The sequence below is a fragment of the Allgaiera indica genome, assembly GCF_900106675.1.
Classification (GTDB): domain Bacteria; phylum Pseudomonadota; class Alphaproteobacteria; order Rhodobacterales; family Rhodobacteraceae; genus Acidimangrovimonas; species Acidimangrovimonas indica.
Window position 1 is genome coordinate 97747 of record NZ_FNOB01000014.1, and the last position, 17352, is coordinate 115098.

Sequence of the window (17352 nt, forward strand, 5' to 3'; positions counted from 1 at the left end):
GGATGCTGTTCGGCCTTCACTGGGATACCTCGCATGGCGAGCTGGCCTTCGCGGTTTCGATCCTGCCGATGCTGCTGATCGGCATGTGGGTGACGATCGAGGCCTCGATCCTGGGCTTCTTCGTCGCCATGGTGATCGGGCTGGGCCTTGCGGTGCTCAAGGGCGCGCGCTTGCGCATCGTCCGCTGGCCCGCGATGTTCGTCACCGAATTCATCCGCGATACGCCGCTGCTGGTGCAGCTTTTCTTCCTCTATTATGTGCTTCCGGATTACGGCATCGTCCTGCCTGCCTTCCTGACCGGTGCGCTGGCCCTCGGGATCCAGTATTCGGCTTACATGTCCGAGGTCTACCGCGCCGGGATCGAGGCGGTCGACCACGGCCAAATCGAGGCCGCCAAGGCGCTGGACCTGCCGGGCAGGCGCACGTTCACCCATATCGTGCTGCCTCAGGCGGTGCCGCGCGTGGTGCCGGCACTGGGCAACTACATGGTGTCGATCATGAAGGATGTGCCGGTGCTTTCGGTCGTCACCGTGCTCGAGATGCTCAACGTCGCCAAGATCATCGGCGACCAGACCTTCGATTACCTCGTCCCGCTGTCGATGGTGGGCGGACTCTACATGATCCTGACGCTGATCGCCTCTGGCATCGTGCGCTGGGTCGACGTGAAACTTCCCAAGAGGGGGCTCGCACTCAGATGAGTGAACCGATCATTCGTTTCGACAAGGTCGAAAAGAGCTTTGGCGCCTTCAACGTGCTCAAGGACCTCGATTTCGAGGTCGCCAAGGGCGAAAAGGTGACGATCATCGGTCCCTCCGGCTCTGGCAAGTCCACGGTGCTTCGCATCCTGATGACGCTGGAGGATGTGACCAGCGGGGTCGTCTATGTGGGCGGACAGCCGCTCTGGCACGAGAAGAAGGGTGAGCGGTTGGTGCCCGCGTCCGAGGCCCATCTGCGCAAGATGCGCACCCAGCTTGGCATGGTGTTCCAGAGCTTCAACCTGTTCCCCCACATGACCGTGCTGCGCAACCTGACCGAGGCGCCACGCGTCGTGCTGGGCCTGTCCAAGGTCGCGGCGAAGGAGCGGGCGGATGAATTGCTGGAACTCGTGGGGCTGACGGAACATGCCCACAAGTTCCCCAACCAGCTTTCGGGCGGGCAGCAGCAGCGGGTGGGGATCGCTCGGGCGCTGGCGATGCGGCCCAAGGTGATGCTGTTCGATGAACCCACATCGGCGCTCGACCCCGAGTTGGTGGGCGAGGTGCTGAACGTCATCCGCCATCTGGCCGAGGCACATGATCTGACCATGCTGATGGTGACGCACGAGATGCGCTTTGCGCGCGAGATTTCCGACCGGGTCTGCTTTTTCGATCAGGGCCGCATCCGCGAACAGGGAACGCCGGACGAGATCTTCGGCAATCCCAAGGAAAAACGCACACAGCAGTTCCTGCGTGCGGTGACGGAGGCCGATTGATGACACCCCAGGCCGCGGGGCTTAGCCTTGCCGATGTTCTTGCCGCAAGGCAGGCAATTTCGGGCATCGCCGCGCGCACGCCGCTGGTGCCCTCGCCCTATCTGGCCGCTAAGCTGGGCGCCGATTTCCTGCTGAAGCTGGAAATCGCCCAGCCCACCGGCGCCTTCAAGCTGCGCGGCGCGGCCAATGCGGTGGCCTCGGTGCCCGAGGGCGCGGCGGGGGTCGTCTGCTGTTCGACCGGCAACCATGGCCGGTCGGTCGCCTATGCGGCGGCGCGGCGCGGCCTTCGGGCAGTGGTGTGTCTGTCGTCGCTGGTGCCCGAGGCCAAAGTCGCGGGCATCCTGGGCTTGGGCGGTGAGGCGCGGATCACCGGCCACAGTCAGGACGACGCGCAGGTCGAGGCAACCCGCCTGGTGGCCGAGGAAGGGCTGATCGAAATCCCGCCCTTCGACGATCCCCGGGTGATCGCGGGGCAGGGGACGATCGCGCTGGAGATGCTGGAGGCCCGGCCTGACATCGCCACGCTTCTGGTGCCGCTGTCGGGCGGCGGGCTGGCCGCCGGGGTGGCGCTGGCGGCGAAGGCGATCAAGCCCGCGATCCGGGTGATCGGCATCTCGATGGACCGGGGTGCTGCGATGGCGGCCTCGATTTCCGCCGGCCACCCGGTCGAGGTGAGGGAGGTCGCAAGCCTCGCCGACAGTCTGGGCGGCGGCATCGGGCTGGAGAACCGGCTTAGCTTCTCACTCTGCCGCGATCTGCTTGACGCGGTGGTCCTTGTCACCGAAGAGGAGATCTACCGCGCCCTGCAGGCGGTCTTCTATCAGGACCGGCTGGTGGCCGAAGGCGCCAGCGTCGTCGGCATTGCCGCGCTACTGGCAGGCAAGCTGGACGCGGCGGCACCGGGGCCGATGGCCACGATCCTGACCGGGCGCAACCTCGACATGGGGCTGTTCGCGCGGATCGTGGCGGGGGCGGATGTGGATCTGGACGGCAAGACCGTGAAGGGGGCGTCATGGCGCATGAAATGACGACCGTGACCTAGGCAGAGCGGCACTGCCCCCTCGCGTCATCGCTTGTGCTTGGCAGTTCCGTTTGCGGTGCGTTTGTCGCCCTTGATCGCGTGTTTTCCGTCCGGATCAGAGGAGCCGATCCATCGACGAGCCCACGCGTATCGCTGTGGATCCTGCGAAAGCAGAAAGGAGCATAGTCCCTCTCTCACTTCACTTGCCACACTGACCATTACGCTGCGCAGATCCTGATCAATGGCATGAAGATCCGCTCCAAGCCCTTCTGCCTTTTGGAACCATTCCTGCCCTGACTGGAAATCCGCACGCTGCATCGCGAGCGCTCCGAGCAAGGTGCAGGGCCTGAAGTCCTTTGGTGCCAAATCATGCGCATCGCGCCCCATCACCTCGGCCTCGGCAAGCCGTCCAAGATCTCGCATCGCCCCGCCGCGCGTCGTACATAAAGCAGAGCGGATCTTTGGTGCAGACCCATTCCGCTTCAGCCCTTCATCTGTGATCTTCAGCGCTTCCAGCGGCTTGTCAGCCTTACGCCAATGGCCGCGTGCATTTACGGCCGCCCAGAGGTCGCCGTTGCGCCTCCATTCTTCCGCGAGCGCCCCCGCTTCAAGTCGATGATAGGTCTCCTGAATCTCATCGGTCCAGCAATCCACGGATTCAGTCATAAGCCAGGCAATGTCCTCAGGCTCCATGCGCTTTCCGCCATCAATTTGCTTCAACAGCTTGATCACACGCCGATAATGCTCAGGGTCGACGAAACCCAAGCCGTAGCGCCCGCGTAGTTCTTTGGCTTCGCGCTTGCCGCGAAGTGCTGGATCATTCTCCAACGCTTTAAAGCGGGCTTTGATGGCAGCATCCATCGCAGCAGCCTTCCGCGCGCTTTCAGCTGCAGCGGAGGTCGCTGATAACGCGCTGGACCGGCAATTCGAGGTCGCCGTGCCTGACAGGATTTGGGTGACCGACATTATCCCCGAAATCAATCAGGCAGGTGGGACAGAACGGAAGACGGGGTCTCGGCAGCGCCGGGGTCTGGGCTGTTGAAGTCGGCGGTCTCGCGTCGATTAGAGGTGCTGACGGAGGCGCGGCTGTCCGCCCCTCCTTCGCGCCCGGGATCACGTGAAATCCGTGCCTTCCATCACGCGAAACAGGCACACAGGAAACAGGCTGCGCCAGCATTTGGGGCTTTGGGCTTGCCTCAGAAAATCCGCAAAAACCGCATAGTGAAGCCCAAGAGCACCGATAAATTGGCAGACTAGACAAATGTTTCTTTCAAAAGTTGCTCGTCGTGAGGCAATGCGGACCTGAAACGCGCCGCATCGGACCATCTAAGTCAATTAGTGCCAAGGGGATGAGGCTTGAAGTGATGGAGCATCCGCGTGCTTTGAACAGGACGACAGACTCGCTGCGGCCCAAGAGGCCCGACGCGCAGTTGTCAGATCGGTTGCGGGATTACGCGACCGTCGGGATGGCGCTGTTCTGGCAGCGCATGTTGATCTACGGCGCGGGTATCGCAATCGGCGCCTATTATATCGACACCCGGTTGGCACTCATCGCGCTTGCGCTCTTCTCCATCTCGGAAGTCTTTGACCTTCGCACTTTTCGGAAGGTCTTGCACACGAAGACCTTCGATCTCATCACACAATCGCGCGCTCGGATGCATGTACTGATTGGCGGCGCGCTGAACTCCGGCACGATCTGCATCATCGTGCTGTGGATCAGCGCGATCGAAGGTCCGGGCATACACTACATGGCCTTTTTCATATTGTTTGCCGCGTCGCTCTTCGCGGCCATGAACTCGCATCAGCTGATCAGCTTGTTGAAGATCAAGATGGTTTTCTATGGCACGACCTTCCTTTTTATTCCGGCCTGGGACATCGTTCATACGGGCGCCGCGCTGTCGTCACCGGCGTGGATGCATCTCTTTACCAATATCTTCTTTCTGTACTTCATGATCGAATGCGCCCGGATCTTCATGCACCTTTACCAGCGGCAGCTGGAGCAGATCGAAAACCTGCGCCAAGAACACGAGAAGGTCGAAACCGCCTACAGGAAGAAGTCAGAGTTTCTCTCGACCATGAGCCATGAGCTGCGCACGCCGATGACCTCCATCAACGGAGCCGTCATCCTGGCCCGGTCCGGCATGCTGGGTAAGCTTCCGCCGCGGGTCGATTCCACCTTGGCGATCGCCGAAGCGAACTGCCGACGGCTTTCGCTGCTGATCAATGACGTTCTCGACCTGCAGAAAATCGAGAGTGGCAAGATGAAGCTTGAAATCGAGCCGCTTGAACTTGGCGAATTCCTCAATGCCGCCATCGAGATGAACTCACCCTATGGCGCCGAATTCAAGGTGAATTTCCACACCGAGCTTCCTTCGAACCCGGTCTTCGTGCAGGCAGATCGGCACCGCCTGAATCAGGTCATGGCCAACCTGCTGTCAAACGCGGCGAAATTTTCGCATGCGGGCGACACGGTCACAATACGGCTGGAGACCGACGAGCGGTCGGCCCGCATTCTGGTGATCGATACCGGCATTGGCCTTTCGGAGGCGGATCGCGCCACCGTCTTCGATCAGTTCAGTCAAGTGGATGCCTCCGACAAAAGGCAAGTCGGAGGCTCTGGCCTGGGCATGGCCATTTCCGAGCAGATCCTGGCAGCCCATGGCGCCACGATCGACTATCGCAAGAACCCGGGGCCGGGAACCACCTTCACCGTCGAGATGAAGCGATCCAAGGCGCCTCAGAACGATCAGGACTCCGACAACACCGCGGCGCTGGCCACGGGCGGCATGAATGGGGTTAGCCCGGCTTATTCACCGAAATCGAGCTAGATTGGTTGCGTGCGCCTGAATGTGCTTTAGAATCAAGCTGCTAAACAAAGACCTTCGGCAGCATCGGACGCACGCATGGGTGAAACGCTACAGCCGGTCACGCCCGGGTTCAACCGTTCGCTTCGGATCGAAAGCCGGGCCGATCGGCTGACGGGGGATCCCGGTGTGGTGGTGCTGCGAGAGATCCTCGAGCGCAGCGGGATCGTGGGCTGGATGACCTCCCGGATGAGGGACCCTCGCCGCCAGGAGGATGTGACGCATGACCTGGCGTCGCTGATCCGCACCTGCGTGTTGCTTGCCGCGCAAGGTTGGCGCGACCATGACGACGCGGATGCCCTGCGCCACGACCCGGCGTTCCGGCTGGCGGCCAGTTCCGCGGCGGGTCTGACGCCGCTCGCGGACGGCGGCGGTCTGGCGTCGCAGCCGACCTTGTCGCGGTTCACGGCACTGATGGCCGAGCCCGGCAATCTGCAGGTGCTGCGCGAGGCGGTTCTCGAGATGGCCGGGCGCGGCATCCGGGCAGAGCGCGGCGGCAAGCGCGCCAGGCGGATCACGCTCGATGTCGACAGCGCGCCGATCGAAGTTCATGGCCACCAGCCGAAGGCCGAATGGAATGGCCACTACGCGGCCCGCATCTATCACCCTTTGATCACCTCGATTGCCGAGACCGGTGACATGCTGGATGCCCGCCTCAGGGCCGGCAATGTCGGCACCGCGGATGGGGCGCTCGATGTCATCCTCGATGTGGTGGACCGGGCACAGACGAGCCTGTGCGAGGTCGCCATGGTGCGCATCGACGCGGGCTTCCCGTCCGCAACGCTTCTGGCCGGGCTCGACGCGCGCGGGATCGACTACGTCTCCCGCCTGCGCGCCAATCCCGTGCTGGACCGGATGGCCGAGCCCTACATGAAGCGCCCGCCCGGGCGCAGGCCGCTGGAGCCGCGGATGTGGCTCTACGAGCTGCGCTATCAGGCCGAGAGCTGGGACAGGCGCCGGCGGGTGATCCTGGTGGTGAAGGAGCGCGCGGAGGATCTGCTGCTCGACCGCTTCTTCCTGGTCACCTCGCGCCACTGGACCCGACAGACACGCCACGAGGTGCTGGCGCACTACCGCGAACGCGGCAAGGCCGAAGGCCACATGGGCGAGTTGAAGGACGTGCTGGCCCCGGCGCTCTCGTCGACCAACCGGGCGAAATCGCATTGGCGGGGCAAGACGCCAAAAGCGGCAACGCCGGCCATTGACGCCTTTGCCTGCAACGAGGCCCGGCTGCTGATCGCCTGTCTCGCATATGAGGTCATGCACATCGCCCGCCGGGCCATGGCAAAGGCGACCGGGACGGGCTGGAGCCTGCGCCGCCTACGCGAGCGGGTGCTGCGCGCCGGCGCGCGTCTGGTGATCTCGGGGCGCAGGATGGTGCTGGCGCTCTCCTCGGCAGCGGCCCCCTTCTGGTCCGTGCTCTGGCCCAGGCTCCTCGCGCTGCATTGGGCCGACCCGTAGCTGCCCGACATCGGACCGCCCGGGAACCAGAAACCGCCTGGGGGCGGCCCGCTGTCATGCGCAAGAGAGGCACGCGCGCCTCAGGAAACCGCCGAAAACAGACCCAAGGGCGGCGACCACCACACCAATCATCGCAAGACCCCGCCCAGAGCCCCAGACAGAGCCCTATCCGCGCAGCGAAACCGACCAGAAACGCCCTCGGAGGAGGGTTCGGTGAATAAGCCGGGTTAACCTTTCGCAGGCTTGGGAAGCCTGGATCGACGCCGAGGATATGCGGCGTCACAGCTTTCTCGGGAGTATGGGGTTCGAGGCGCGAGACGGTAAGGATTATCTCTACCGCCGCGTCGGAGGTGCCGGGAAGAGCCTTGGCCCCAGGTCAGAGCAAACGGAAGAGCAACTCGCCCGCTTCAAGGACGGGCGCGAAGAAAATCGGGCGCGACTTCAGCGTTTGCAAGACTCTCTGGACAAGCAAGCAGCAATCCTGCGGGGCCTCAGAGATGGGCGCCTGCCCGTTGTGGCGGCGCGGATCCTGCGTGAGTTGCGCCTCCACAGCCGGCAAAGCAGGATCCGGGTTGTGGGCACGAATGCGCTTTATGCTTACGAAGCGTTGGCAGGTGTCAGATTCGAGGTGGGGGCGACGGCCACCAGTGATACCGATCTGCTTCACGATGACCGAAACAGGCTGCGCCTGCTCACCGATGAGCGCCGCTTGATCGGTCTTGCCGAGATGATCAAAAGCCGGATCGACGCGAGCTTCACCTCGCGCAATCCGCGGGACTATCGGCTGACAAATGCGGAGGGTTACATGGTCGAACTGATCCGCCCCAAGCCGCGTCCTGCCTGGAAGAAAATGCCCGGCGCGGAGTCGGGACAGGCGGGCGATCTTGTCGGAACCCCTAACATCGGCCTGCAATGGCTCGTGAACGCACCTGCGGTCGACACCATCGTGGTCGATGAGCGCGGTTATCCCGCGCCAATCCGTTGTCCAGATCCGCGCTACTGGGCGGCGCACAAGTTCTGGCTTTCGACCCGCGAGGATCGCGACCCGGCGAAGAAGGGGCGCGATGCCGCGCAGGCTCTCGCGGTGGTGAAGCTTATCGCCGAGAAGTTACCTCATCTGCCTCTGGATGAGGTGTTCTTCACCCAGCTGCCGAATGCGCTGCGTGATCAGATCAAGGCGATAGTGCCAGCGAAAGGGGACGACCGGCCGGGATGGTGAGCGGCGGCGTGAAAGTCAAGCCCGGCTTCAGCCGCTCGCAACCAGGTGGCAAAGGCCGGCTCCCAGATGTCGACATCCTCGATGTCGCGGTACTGGCCGTCTACGTGATCGAAGCAGACACCGCTGCGAGCAAAACCTATCGCCGCAACCTGCACCGGTCTTCCCATAGGCCTCCTCGGGCGGCCCCTTGGAACCCGGCCATTCGTGCTTGTCGCGCGACTAGGTCTGCGACATTGTCCGCGGCACCCACAGCACTGAAGAAGCCCTGAGTATCTCCATGTCCAAGAAGACCCTGAACCAAGCCAATCTCGAGACGCTGGGGGCGGAGAAGCTCGCCGCACTGGTCATGGACCTGGTTCAGGGAAGCGCCCCCCTGCAGCGCCGTGCGAGGATGGAACTCAGTGCCGCCCAGGGCCCGGGGGAAGTTGCCGCCGATCTCCGCAAACGCTTCGCCTCGCTGCGCCGCTCGACGAGCTTCGTCGATTGGCGCAAGCAAAGGGCGCTGGTAAAGGATCTCGGTGGGCTGCTGGGACTGATCGAAACCACGGTCGCCCCACAGGATGCGAACGAGGCGTTTGAGCTGCTCTGGTCTTTCCTGCAGCTTGCCTCCTCGATTTATGAACGCACAGATGACAGCAACGGCGCGGTCGGCGGCGTCATGAGCGACGCGGTCGAGTTGATCGCGACGATATCGCCCGCCATTTCCACGGACGGCACCGCCCTGGCCGAACGTATTCTCGACGCGGTCGCCGATGCGGGCTACGGCGAGTTCGACGGGATCATTTCGGCGACGGCCGAGGCGCTCGGCCAGGAAGGGCTCGAGCATCTCAAAGAGATCACCGAAGCCTGGGCTGACGCGCCGCCGACCGAACATGAGCTTGCGCAATACCGGGGCTACGGCATCAGGTCTTCCGCCGAAGAAAGCGCGCGGCGCAACCGGCAGGCGACCCGGTCGATCATTCTGGCGGACGTCGCGGATGCCCAGGGTGATGTCGACGCCTACATGGCCCGATATTCCGAGGAACAGCTGACCTATGGCACCATCGCCCCCGACGTCGCGCGCCGATTGCTGGATGCGGGGCGCGTCGACGAGGCCTTCGACATCGTCACCCGCGCCCGCGCCGCCGAAGACGACACGTCCTTCCGGGTGTTCCGCTATGATCTCGACGCGGTCTATGAAGAATGCCTTGAAAAGCAGGGCAAGACGGAGGACCTGAAGGCGCATCTGTGGGCCACGTTCGAGCAGACCCTTAGCGCACCCTGCCTTCGGAAGTATCTGAAGCTGCTGCCGGATTTCGACGACATCGAGGCCGAAGAGGCCGCGCTGGACTTCGCAGAAGCCTATCCGCATCTGGGTGCGGCGATCAGCTTCCTCGTCGACTGGCCGTCGCACGAACGCGCGGCCCGGCTCGTCGTGGCTCGCGCTGCGGATCTGAACGGGGATTCGTATCACACCCTGACGACCGCGGCGGAGGCGCTCGATGTCGAGCACCCGCTCGCCGCCACGCTGATGCGTCGCGCGATGGTTCTGGACACCCTGGCGGGCGGAAAGTCCAAACGCTATCGCTACGCGGCGCGCCATCTGGCCGAATCTCAGTCCTGCGATGCCGCCATCGAGGATTATGGCGACCTGCCCACACACGCGCAGTTCCTTGAAATGCTCAAGCAGGATCACGGACGAAAATATGGGTTCTGGCGATTGGTTGAAGCATGAGAAGTGGTCCTATCCGGCCATTCGCGCCGGGCGCGGCGAACTGGCGGATCTAGCCTATTCTGTTGAAAAACTCACCTGCTCGCCCGAACGGGCCGCTCCGCCGGAATATCATCCCGTGAAGACACGCCTCAACAAACAGCGTTTTCCAGTTGACCTATGGGAAGAACAGCGTTCCGAATTTCTGAGATGATTTTCGCGTGGCAGAGTTTTTCAACAGAATAAGCCCATACGCGACCTTCGGTCCTGACGCAGCATGGAGCGGCGCGGCGGACACGAAGGGCGGGCTCCTGACTTTCGCTGCGCAGGGAAAGAGCGGCTGGAGTGCGCAGCAAGCGGGCCGAGTAGGATCAAGGGACGAGGGGTTGCTCTGCAGGCAGCGGGGCGTGCTGAGCGTCGCGCACGGGGGCGGTGTTTGAACTCTCCGGCTGCCCCAGGTCGATCTTCGCGCCCACCGTTGCGCCTGAGACCTGCTCGGGCACCGCGTCCTGGGCTGCCCCGGCTTCGGTCGGCCCCACCAGAACGAGCGTCTTCGCGCCAAACAGACGCCTGAGGGCGCCGGGCCGTTGGGTGATCTCTTCGACCAGCCCGCTATGCTTCAGGTTCAACAGCGAGCGCGCCACCTCTATACCGATCCCACGGGCTTTGACCGACAACTGGCTGCGCTCGATCGGCCCGTCTTCGGCGTACAGGCCGAGGATGAAGGAAAGGAGCCTGCGATCGTTGGCGTTGAGCAACTGGTGTGACATGGGACCTGTCATCCGAGGGGGGGGCGCGCCGGATCGCAGATATGGCCGCAGTGGTCAATCTGTGAGGACCTAAAATGTTCTGGCAGAGCACGCACCATAGGTGCCTTCTTGCACGATCGCGACGCGTGCGCGAGCGTGAAACCTAACCTGAGATGGGAACGCGCGGATGCTTTGCGCCAGACTGGAAGGAAGAACACGTCCTTGGCCACTGCCTTCGCCAACCGCGCGTCCACGGGGACGGGATGCTCGCGCGATCTTTCCTTCAGAACAAGGAATTGGTGGTCAAGAAACGCTTCAACGTCGTCTGCCGCGACGTCCCCTGCCGCCGCGCGCGAAACCAGAAGCCCTAGCGCCATCCCGTCCAGCATCCGAATGTGCTCTTGGGCGAAGGAAAACCGCGCCCGCGCGGGGTGCGAAAGGGCTTGCCGCCGCCTCGCCGACGCGCATGATGCGCCGATGGGCAGGGGGCGGATCTCGACAGGCGTGGTGTTCCTGGTGCTGGGCTATGTGCTCAGCCAGTTCTACCGGGCGTTTCTGGCGGTGATGGCGCCCTTCCTGATCCGCGATTTGGGGGTGACGGCCGAAAGCTTGGCGCGGGCCTCGGGGCTGTGGTTTGTGGCGTTCGCGCTGGCGCAGCTGCCGGTGGGATGGGCGTTGGACCGGATCGGGCCGCGGCTGACGGCGGCGGTGCCGCTGGCGGTGCTGGGCGGGGGCGGGGCGTTCTGGTTCGCGCTGGCCCAGGGGCCGGTGGGGATCACCCTGGCGATGGTGCTGACGGGGCTGGGCTGTGCGCCTGTGCTGGTGGCCGCCTATTACATCTATGCGCGCGAATATCCGCCGGCGCTGTTCGCCACCCTGGCCGGGATGACGGTGGGGATCGGATCGCTCGGCAATATTGCTGGGACCTTGCCGCTGGCCTGGGCGGCGCAGGCTTATGGCTGGCGCACCACGGTGGCGGGCGTGGGCGTGGTGACGCTGCTGGCGGCGGCGGCACTGTGGCGTTTCGTGCGCAACCCCGCGCCGGTCGTACATGACGGCGGCGGGTTGACCCTGCGGGGGCTGTTGCGCGAGCGCTCGCTTTGGCTGCTGGCGCCGATGATGATCGCCGGCTATGCCCCCGCGGCCGATATCCGCGGTCTTTGGGTCGGGCCGTGGCTGAGCGACGTCTACGGGCTGGATGCCGGTGGGATCGGCCGGGTCAGCCTGGTGATGGGGCTGGCGATGATCGCGGGAAATTTCATCTACGGCCCGCTCGATCGGGTGATCGGCTCGCGCAAATGGGGGGTGTTCGGCGGCAACGTGCTGGCCTGTCTGTGCCTGCTGGCGATGGGGTTGTGGCCCGGCGCGGGGCTGTGGCAGGCGACGCTGGGGCTGGCGGCGCTGGGGGTGTTCGGGGCCTCCTATTCCGCGGTGATGGCGCATGGGCGCGGCTTCCTGCCGCCGCATCTGGTGGGGCGGGGGGTGACGCTGCTGACCCTGGTGGGCATCGGCGGGACCGGGCTGATGCAGGTGGTCACCGGCCGCATCCACGCCGCCTGGGAGGGCGCGGGGCCGACCGCCCCCTACAGCGCGATCTTCCTGTTCTTCGCAGGCTTCCTGGCGCTGATGCTGGTGCTCTATCTCTTCACCGAAGACCGGGTGGACTGAGGCGCGCGCGCCCTCGACCCCCGGAATGCGAAAGGCCGCCCCCCGAAGGGAGCGGCCCGATGTCATGCGTCGACGGATCGGGGGATCAGGGAACCAGCACGGTGTCGATCACGTCGATCATGCCGTTCGACTGCTTGACGTTCGGCACGGTGATCATCGCGGTGTCGCCGTGGCTGTCCATGATCATCAGCTTGCCGTCCTTCACCATCGCCGGCCATTCGCAGCCACCCACGGTCTTGATCGCGGCGCCCGGGCCGGCCTTCATGACAGCGTCCTTCAGCTGATCGACGGTGAAGCTGCCGGCGATGACATGGCAGGTCAGGACCTTCTGCAGCTTGGCCTTGTTCTCGGGCTTCAGCAGGGAAGCGACGGTGCCCTTGGGCAGCTTGGCGAAGGCCTCGTTCGTGGGCGCCAGCACGGTGAACGGGCCGGGGCCTTCCAGCGTCTTGACCAGGCCTGCGGCCTTCACGGCGGCGACCAGCGTGGTGTGGTCCTTCGAGTTGACGGCGTTCTGGATGATGTTCTTGCTGGCGAACATCGGGGCGCCGCCGACCATCGGGTTGGCGAGCGCGGCGCCCGAGGTGGCGAGGGCGGCGGCGGTGGCGAAAGCGGTGGCGGCAAGCGTGGCGCGGAATTTGAAAGTCATGTTCCATCCTCTTGGTGACCGGAGCGGGGCTGTCCCCCGTGTCCTGCCAAAAGCTACGGAGCAATTCGCGCGCCGGTTTCATGATGGCGCGCGAAAAATCGCGAAAAAGATGCAACTATTTGTTTTTAAGTTGTAATTTTTTTCGCGATTTTTCGGGCCTCGGGGCGTGCCCTGCCGCTTGTCCCGCCAGGCTAGCCGGGCGCGGGCATCGCGGGCAGCACCTTGTGGGTCAGCGGGCTTGCTGGAGCAATGGGGACCTGGCCTCACCTATGAGCGGATGCGTTCCGAGCGTGGATCGTACATCGGCACGACACTTGCCTCGGCGTCACAAAGCTTGCCTGCAATCTCGATGGAATAGCTGGAGGCCAGCATGGTATCGACCGGTTCTCCCGCAGCAGCACAGGGCACATAGCCCAATCCCACCGCCGCCCCCAGCGCATGGCCGTAATTGCCCGAGCTGAGGAAGCCAACAATCTCGCCATCGCGCAGGATCGGCTCATTGTGGAACAGAAGCGGCTCTGGATCTTTGAGTCGGAACTGAACCATCCGGCGCGCCAGCCCTTCCTCTTTCTTACGTAGCACCGCGTCACTGCCGATGAATGCACCTTTGGCCAGCTTCACCGCAAAGCCAAGCCCCGCCTCCAACACATGATCCTCATCGGTAATGTCATGCCCGAAATGGCGGTAGCCTTTCTCGATCCGGCAGCTGTCCATCGCATGCAAACCGCAAAGCTTCAGCCCGACATCCTCGCCTGCCTCGACGATGGTTTCGAAGACATGTGCGGCCTGATCGCTCGATACATACAGCTCCCAGCCCAGCTCGCCCACATAGGTAACGCGGTGCGCGCGCGCGATCCCCATGCCGATCTCGATCTCTCGCGCAGAGCCGAACGGATGGGCGTCGTTCGAAAAATCATTGGGTGAGATCAGCCCCAGCAGATCTCGCGATTTCGGCCCCATCAGCGGCAGAACAACCTCTCCCGCCGTTACATCGGTGATCGTCACGTTCAGCGCATCCACGTGACGGCGCAGCCATGCCAGATCGCGCTGCAAGGTGGCACCGGGCACCACCAGATAAAACGCGGTGTCCGAAAACCGCGTCACGGTCAGATCGCATTCGATCCCGCCACGCGGGTTGAGCATCTGGGTATAGACGATGCGGCCCGCCTCGACATCCATCTGATTGGCACAAAGATTTTGCAGGAAGCCGAGCGCATCGCGCCCCTCCACGCGAATCTTGCCAAAGGAGGTCATGTCCAGCAGGCCGACGCCTTCGCGCAGCGCCATATGCTCGGCACGACTGTTGTCGAACCAGTTCTGCCGCTTCCAGCTATATTGGTATTCTGGCCTCTGCCCGGGATTGGCGAACCAGTTCGCCCGCTCCCAGCCCGCGACCTCGCCAAAGACCGCGCCGCGCGCCTTGAGATGTTCGTGCAGCGGGGAGCGACGAATGCCGCGCGATGTGGCCATCTGGCGATAGGGGAAGTGATCGGCGTAAAGCAGGCCCAGCGTCTCGGTGACGCGCTCTTTGAGATAGCGGCGGTTCTTTTGGAACGGCTGCGCACGGCGGATATCGACGTCCCAAAGATCAAACGGCGGCGCGCCATCATTCATCCACTGCGCCAGCGCCATGCCTGCGCCCCCGGAGGACACGATCCCGATGGAGTTGTAGCCGGCAGCAACCCAGTATCCCGCAAGCTCCGGCGCCTCACCCAGGTAATATCGGTCATCCGGCGTGAAGCTTTCGGGACCGTTGAAGAACGTGTGGATGCCAGCATCCGCCAAGAGCGGCATCCGCGCGATGGCCTTCTCCAGGATCGGCGCGAAATGGTCGAAATCTTCGGGCAGTTGATCGAAGCAGAAATCCTCGCGGATGCCATTCATTCCCCAAGGCTTTGCCACAGGCTCGAACGCGCCAAGCAGGATTTTGCCGGCATCTTCCTTGTAATATGCACATTCATCGGGCACGCGCAGCACGGGCAATCGCGTGAGGTCGGGGATCGCCTCGGTCACGATATAGAAATGCTCGCAGGCATGGAGCGGCAGCGTCACCCCGTTTTGCGCCGCCAGATCACGGCCCCACATGCCTCCGCAATTGACAACCAGATCCGCGGCAATGTGGCCCTGATCGCCGCCCATTTCCCAATCCACGCCAGTCACGCGGCCCCTGGCCTGCGTCACGCGGGCCACTTTGACCTGCTCGATGATCTGCGCGCCCCGCATGCGTGCGCCCTTGGCCAGTGCCAATGCGATATTGGCCGGGTCGGCCTGCCCATCCCCGGGCAAATGCACGCCCGCCACCACGTCCCCAATCGCCAAATGCGGGTAGAGCGCCTTCACCTCGGCAGGCGATAGCTCGTTCACCTCCACATCAAACGCCCTCGCAAGGCTTGCCTGGCGCAGGATCTCTTCGTGCCGCTCTTCAGTCAGCGCCACCGTAATCGAGCCGCATTGGCGCAGCCCCGTCGCAAGGCCGGTCTCCGCCTCGAGCCGCTTGTAAAGATCGGCGGAGTATTTCGCCAAACGGGTCATGTTCTCGTTCGCGCGCAGCTGCCCCACCAACCCCGCAGCATGCCATGTGGTCCCGCTGGTCAACTGCTTACGTTCCAAGAGCACGATGTCTTTCCAGCCCAGCTCGGCCAGATGGTAGGCGACAGAGCAGCCAGAGATGCCGCCGCCAATGATGACAACGCGCGCATGCGACGGGATTTTGGCCATGATTTCGCTCTTTCCTGATAGGGGAGGGCAGGTCTGGCCCTGGTGCCTCTGGCGTCGGGGCATGTCGTCAGAAAGGGTGTAAACTCGATTCACGTCAAATGAAATTTTAACAAGAAAGTTCATTATGAAGCTTCTTTAAGAAACACACATCACACTGGAAGACGCGATCCTTGTATTTCGCGCCACTCCGCGCGATGTTGCCACTTCCTCGAACGGACGTGGGAGCGCCCTCAGTGACCCTCAACAACCTCGTCGGGAACGACATCCGCGCGCTGCGCAAATCGCGGGGGGCAACGATCAAAGAGCTCTCGGCAACGCTTGGCCGTTCGGTTGGTTGGCTCAGCCAAGTCGAGCGCGGACAGGCAACGCCCTCCATCACGGATATCGCGGCCATCGCGAACAATTTTGGTGTGAATATCAGCTTTTTCTTCCGCTCCGCGAACCGCGACCCCGACGAGCAAGGGATCGTCCTGCGCGCCGCCGACCGCATCCCGATCGGCTCAAGCGAATCCGGTTTGATCGAAGAGCTGCTCTCCCCCACCCTTGGCGGCACTTTCGAGATGATCAAATCTACCTTCGCGCCGCGATCCAGCAGTGACGGGCTGCGCGCCGCGCGACAATCCGAGGATGGTGGAGTGCTGATTTCAGGTCAACTAACCTTGGAAATCGACGATCTGACCCTCGCGCTGGAAGCCGGCGATAGCTTTCAATTCACAAGCAGAACCTACAGCTGGCGTAACAACCACGACACCCCCGCTGTCGCGGTCTGGGTAATCTCGCCGCCGGTGTATTGAGGGCAAACAGGCAAACCCTTTCGCACCATCGCCGATGTCGCGCGCGACGGCCTTCTGATTGCTGGTAAAACACCATGCACATCGCCCGCCGCGCGATGGCCGGCGTGATGAACGTCTTGTGCGGTGAGTGAGTCTTCGCTTCTAAGCGACCTGAAGAGACGCTGGCACCTCATCCGACCGGTACAAAGTGCAGAATTTCTGATATCGGGTCCCCGCAACCACTTTTGCCGAACCAGCATCAAGTTCGTTGGCTGCCCCGGGCTGGGCTGCCTCGATCATGGCCACGATTGCGCCCTGCAAGTCCAACTCGACGCGGTTTTCCGTGATGATGACGGTGACGCTGTCGATGAGGCTTCGGATGGTTTCGAGGGCGGGCGTTCGTATTGCCGGATCTTCAAGGTCAACCGCGCCGCCGCTCTTGCCGAGTGGCGTGGCCTTTCCGCTGGGTAAGGGGCAGGCATGTAGCCCTTGCCTGGAGCGACATTCATCGCTTTGACAAAGCCCAAAGCCGCTTTCTACTCGCCTTGGGTGTCGTCAGCGCTATTCTCCCAATGCAACAGCAATCCGGGCCGGGGTGGCGCTGTGGTTCATTCTGGCGGCCCGACGCCAACCCTCCATCAAGAAACTGAAATCTGGAGATCGACATGACGACCACGGGCAAGCAGCTCTTCACGACATTAGAAGCGGACGGAAAGCTCACCGTAGCGATCGAGGACGTGACCTTTCCCGATCCGACCGGCAACGAGGTTCTCGTGAAAATGGAAGCCGCACCGATAAACCCGTCGGACCTCGCTATCCTCGTCGGGGCGGCGGATATGGAAAATGCCAGCTATACGCCCGGCAAATTCGTCGCGACCGTGCCCGAGCCCTTCAACGCGGGCTCGAAGGCACGGCATGGGATCAAACTGCCAGCCGGGAACGAAGGCGCGGGCACGGTGGTCGCCGCCGGCGACAGTGACGCGGCCAAGGCGCTTGTGGGACAGCGCGTCTCTTGCGTGCCCGGCAATGCCTATAGCCAATACTGCATCGCGAACGCCGCGATGTGCCTGCC

15 protein-coding genes are annotated in these 17352 nt (G+C 63.2%); 11 read left to right on the top strand and 4 right to left on the bottom strand.

Annotated features, from left to right (window positions below; genetic code table 11):
• Positions 1-2: 2 nt before the first annotated feature.
• From ehuD to eutB, 3 genes are read left to right on the top strand one after another with little or no spacing between them, the layout of a single operon-like run.
• On the top strand, positions 3-698 hold the full coding sequence (ehuD, locus tag BLV97_RS13715) for an ectoine/hydroxyectoine ABC transporter permease subunit EhuD (RefSeq protein WP_035847122.1): 696 nt from the start codon (positions 3-5) through the stop codon (positions 696-698).
• The gene (gene ehuA, locus BLV97_RS13720) at positions 695-1471 is read left to right on the top strand and encodes an ectoine/hydroxyectoine ABC transporter ATP-binding protein EhuA (RefSeq protein ID WP_035847123.1); all 777 of its coding nucleotides are present in this window, start codon (positions 695-697) and stop codon (positions 1469-1471) included. The genes ehuD and ehuA overlap by 4 nt, the downstream gene beginning before the upstream one ends.
• On the top strand, positions 1471-2499 hold the full coding sequence (gene eutB, locus BLV97_RS13725; protein ID WP_035847124.1) for a hydroxyectoine utilization dehydratase EutB: 1029 nt from the start codon (positions 1471-1473) through the stop codon (positions 2497-2499). The genes ehuA and eutB overlap by 1 nt, the downstream gene beginning before the upstream one ends.
• A 38-nt stretch (positions 2500-2537) precedes the next feature.
• Here the strand turns inward: eutB and BLV97_RS13730 are convergent, their stop codons facing one another.
• Complete coding sequence (locus tag BLV97_RS13730) at positions 2538-3353, bottom strand: hypothetical protein (RefSeq protein ID WP_035847125.1); 816 nt, start codon at positions 3351-3353, stop codon at positions 2538-2540.
• A gap of 503 nt (positions 3354-3856) precedes the next feature.
• Between BLV97_RS13730 and BLV97_RS13735 the strand changes: the two genes are divergently transcribed.
• The 5 genes from BLV97_RS13735 to BLV97_RS20810 all read left to right on the top strand — a co-directional run bounded on the left by BLV97_RS13735 (position 3857) and on the right by BLV97_RS20810 (position 9940).
• A complete protein-coding gene (locus BLV97_RS13735; RefSeq protein WP_176992659.1) occupies positions 3857-5320 on the top strand; it encodes a sensor histidine kinase in 1464 nt (487 codons plus the stop codon).
• A gap of 75 nt (positions 5321-5395) precedes the next feature.
• Positions 5396-6817, top strand: coding sequence for an IS1380 family transposase (locus tag BLV97_RS13740; RefSeq protein ID WP_035847127.1), 1422 nt, complete (start codon positions 5396-5398; stop codon positions 6815-6817).
• A 298-nt stretch (positions 6818-7115) separates the two neighbouring features.
• Positions 7116-8036 (top strand): GSU2403 family nucleotidyltransferase fold protein, encoded by a 921-nt coding sequence (locus tag BLV97_RS13745; protein ID WP_176992660.1) that lies wholly within the window; start codon positions 7116-7118, stop codon positions 8034-8036.
• 277 nt (positions 8037-8313) lie between these two features.
• A complete protein-coding gene (locus tag BLV97_RS13750) occupies positions 8314-9750 on the top strand; it encodes a DUF6880 family protein (protein WP_035847141.1) in 1437 nt (478 codons plus the stop codon).
• Entirely contained in the window at positions 9722-9940 is a 219-nt protein-coding gene (locus BLV97_RS20810) for a hypothetical protein (protein WP_143037541.1), read from the top strand. Before BLV97_RS13750 ends, BLV97_RS20810 begins: the two co-directional genes overlap by 29 nt.
• Before the next feature lie 157 nt (positions 9941-10097).
• Here the strand turns inward: BLV97_RS20810 and BLV97_RS13755 are convergent, their stop codons facing one another.
• Entirely contained in the window at positions 10098-10496 is a 399-nt protein-coding gene (locus tag BLV97_RS13755; protein WP_035837406.1) for a hypothetical protein, read from the bottom strand.
• Between the two features lie 471 nt (positions 10497-10967).
• Between BLV97_RS13755 and BLV97_RS13760 the strand changes: the two genes are divergently transcribed.
• Positions 10968-12143: an MFS transporter gene (locus BLV97_RS13760; RefSeq protein ID WP_092164107.1), complete on the top strand. Its 1176-nt coding sequence runs from the start codon at positions 10968-10970 to the stop codon at positions 12141-12143.
• Positions 12144-12228: 85 nt separating this feature from the next.
• On the opposite strand, the gene BLV97_RS13765 is transcribed toward BLV97_RS13760, so the two are convergent.
• Together BLV97_RS13765 and BLV97_RS13770 are read right to left on the bottom strand one after the other, a co-directional pair.
• The gene (locus tag BLV97_RS13765) at positions 12229-12789 is read right to left on the bottom strand and encodes a fasciclin domain-containing protein (protein ID WP_035837414.1); all 561 of its coding nucleotides are present in this window, start codon (positions 12787-12789) and stop codon (positions 12229-12231) included.
• Positions 12790-13056: 267 nt separating this feature from the next.
• Positions 13057-15507 (bottom strand): GcvT family protein, encoded by a 2451-nt coding sequence (locus BLV97_RS13770; protein WP_092164104.1) that lies wholly within the window; start codon positions 15505-15507, stop codon positions 13057-13059.
• Positions 15508-15740: 233 nt separating this feature from the next.
• On the opposite strand from BLV97_RS13770, the gene BLV97_RS13775 reads away from it, so the two are divergent.
• Both BLV97_RS13775 and BLV97_RS13780 read left to right on the top strand, forming a co-directional pair.
• The gene (locus BLV97_RS13775; protein WP_244521029.1) at positions 15741-16301 is read left to right on the top strand and encodes a helix-turn-helix domain-containing protein; all 561 of its coding nucleotides are present in this window, start codon (positions 15741-15743) and stop codon (positions 16299-16301) included.
• Positions 16302-16945: 644 nt separating this feature from the next.
• A partial coding sequence (locus BLV97_RS13780) for an alcohol dehydrogenase catalytic domain-containing protein (RefSeq protein WP_176992661.1) occupies positions 16946-17352 on the top strand: 407 nt, incomplete at its 3' end.

Bases quoted from the DNA above. Each gene is read 5' to 3' on its own strand.
- eutB (WP_035847124.1), top strand. From the start codon at position 1,471: ATGACACCCCAGGCCGCGGGGCTTAGCCTTGCCGATGTTCTTGCCGCA.
- BLV97_RS13730 (WP_035847125.1), bottom strand. From the start codon at position 3,353: ATGGATGCTGCCATCAAAGCCCGCTTTAAAGCGTTGGAGAATGATCCA.
- BLV97_RS20810 (WP_143037541.1), top strand. From the start codon at position 9,722: ATGGGTTCTGGCGATTGGTTGAAGCATGAGAAGTGGTCCTATCCGGCC.
- BLV97_RS13755 (WP_035837406.1), bottom strand. From the start codon at position 10,496: ATGTCACACCAGTTGCTCAACGCCAACGATCGCAGGCTCCTTTCCTTC.
- BLV97_RS13735 (WP_176992659.1), top strand. From the start codon at position 3,857: ATGGAGCATCCGCGTGCTTTGAACAGGACGACAGACTCGCTGCGGCCC.
- ehuD (WP_035847122.1), top strand. From the start codon at position 3: ATGCTGTTCGGCCTTCACTGGGATACCTCGCATGGCGAGCTGGCCTTC.
- BLV97_RS13765 (WP_035837414.1), bottom strand. From the start codon at position 12,789: ATGACTTTCAAATTCCGCGCCACGCTTGCCGCCACCGCTTTCGCCACC.
- BLV97_RS13745 (WP_176992660.1), top strand. From the start codon at position 7,116: ATGGGGTTCGAGGCGCGAGACGGTAAGGATTATCTCTACCGCCGCGTC.
- ehuA (WP_035847123.1), top strand. From the start codon at position 695: ATGAGTGAACCGATCATTCGTTTCGACAAGGTCGAAAAGAGCTTTGGC.
- BLV97_RS13740 (WP_035847127.1), top strand. From the start codon at position 5,396: ATGGGTGAAACGCTACAGCCGGTCACGCCCGGGTTCAACCGTTCGCTT.
- BLV97_RS13770 (WP_092164104.1), bottom strand. From the start codon at position 15,507: ATGGCCAAAATCCCGTCGCATGCGCGCGTTGTCATCATTGGCGGCGGC.
- BLV97_RS13750 (WP_035847141.1), top strand. From the start codon at position 8,314: ATGTCCAAGAAGACCCTGAACCAAGCCAATCTCGAGACGCTGGGGGCG.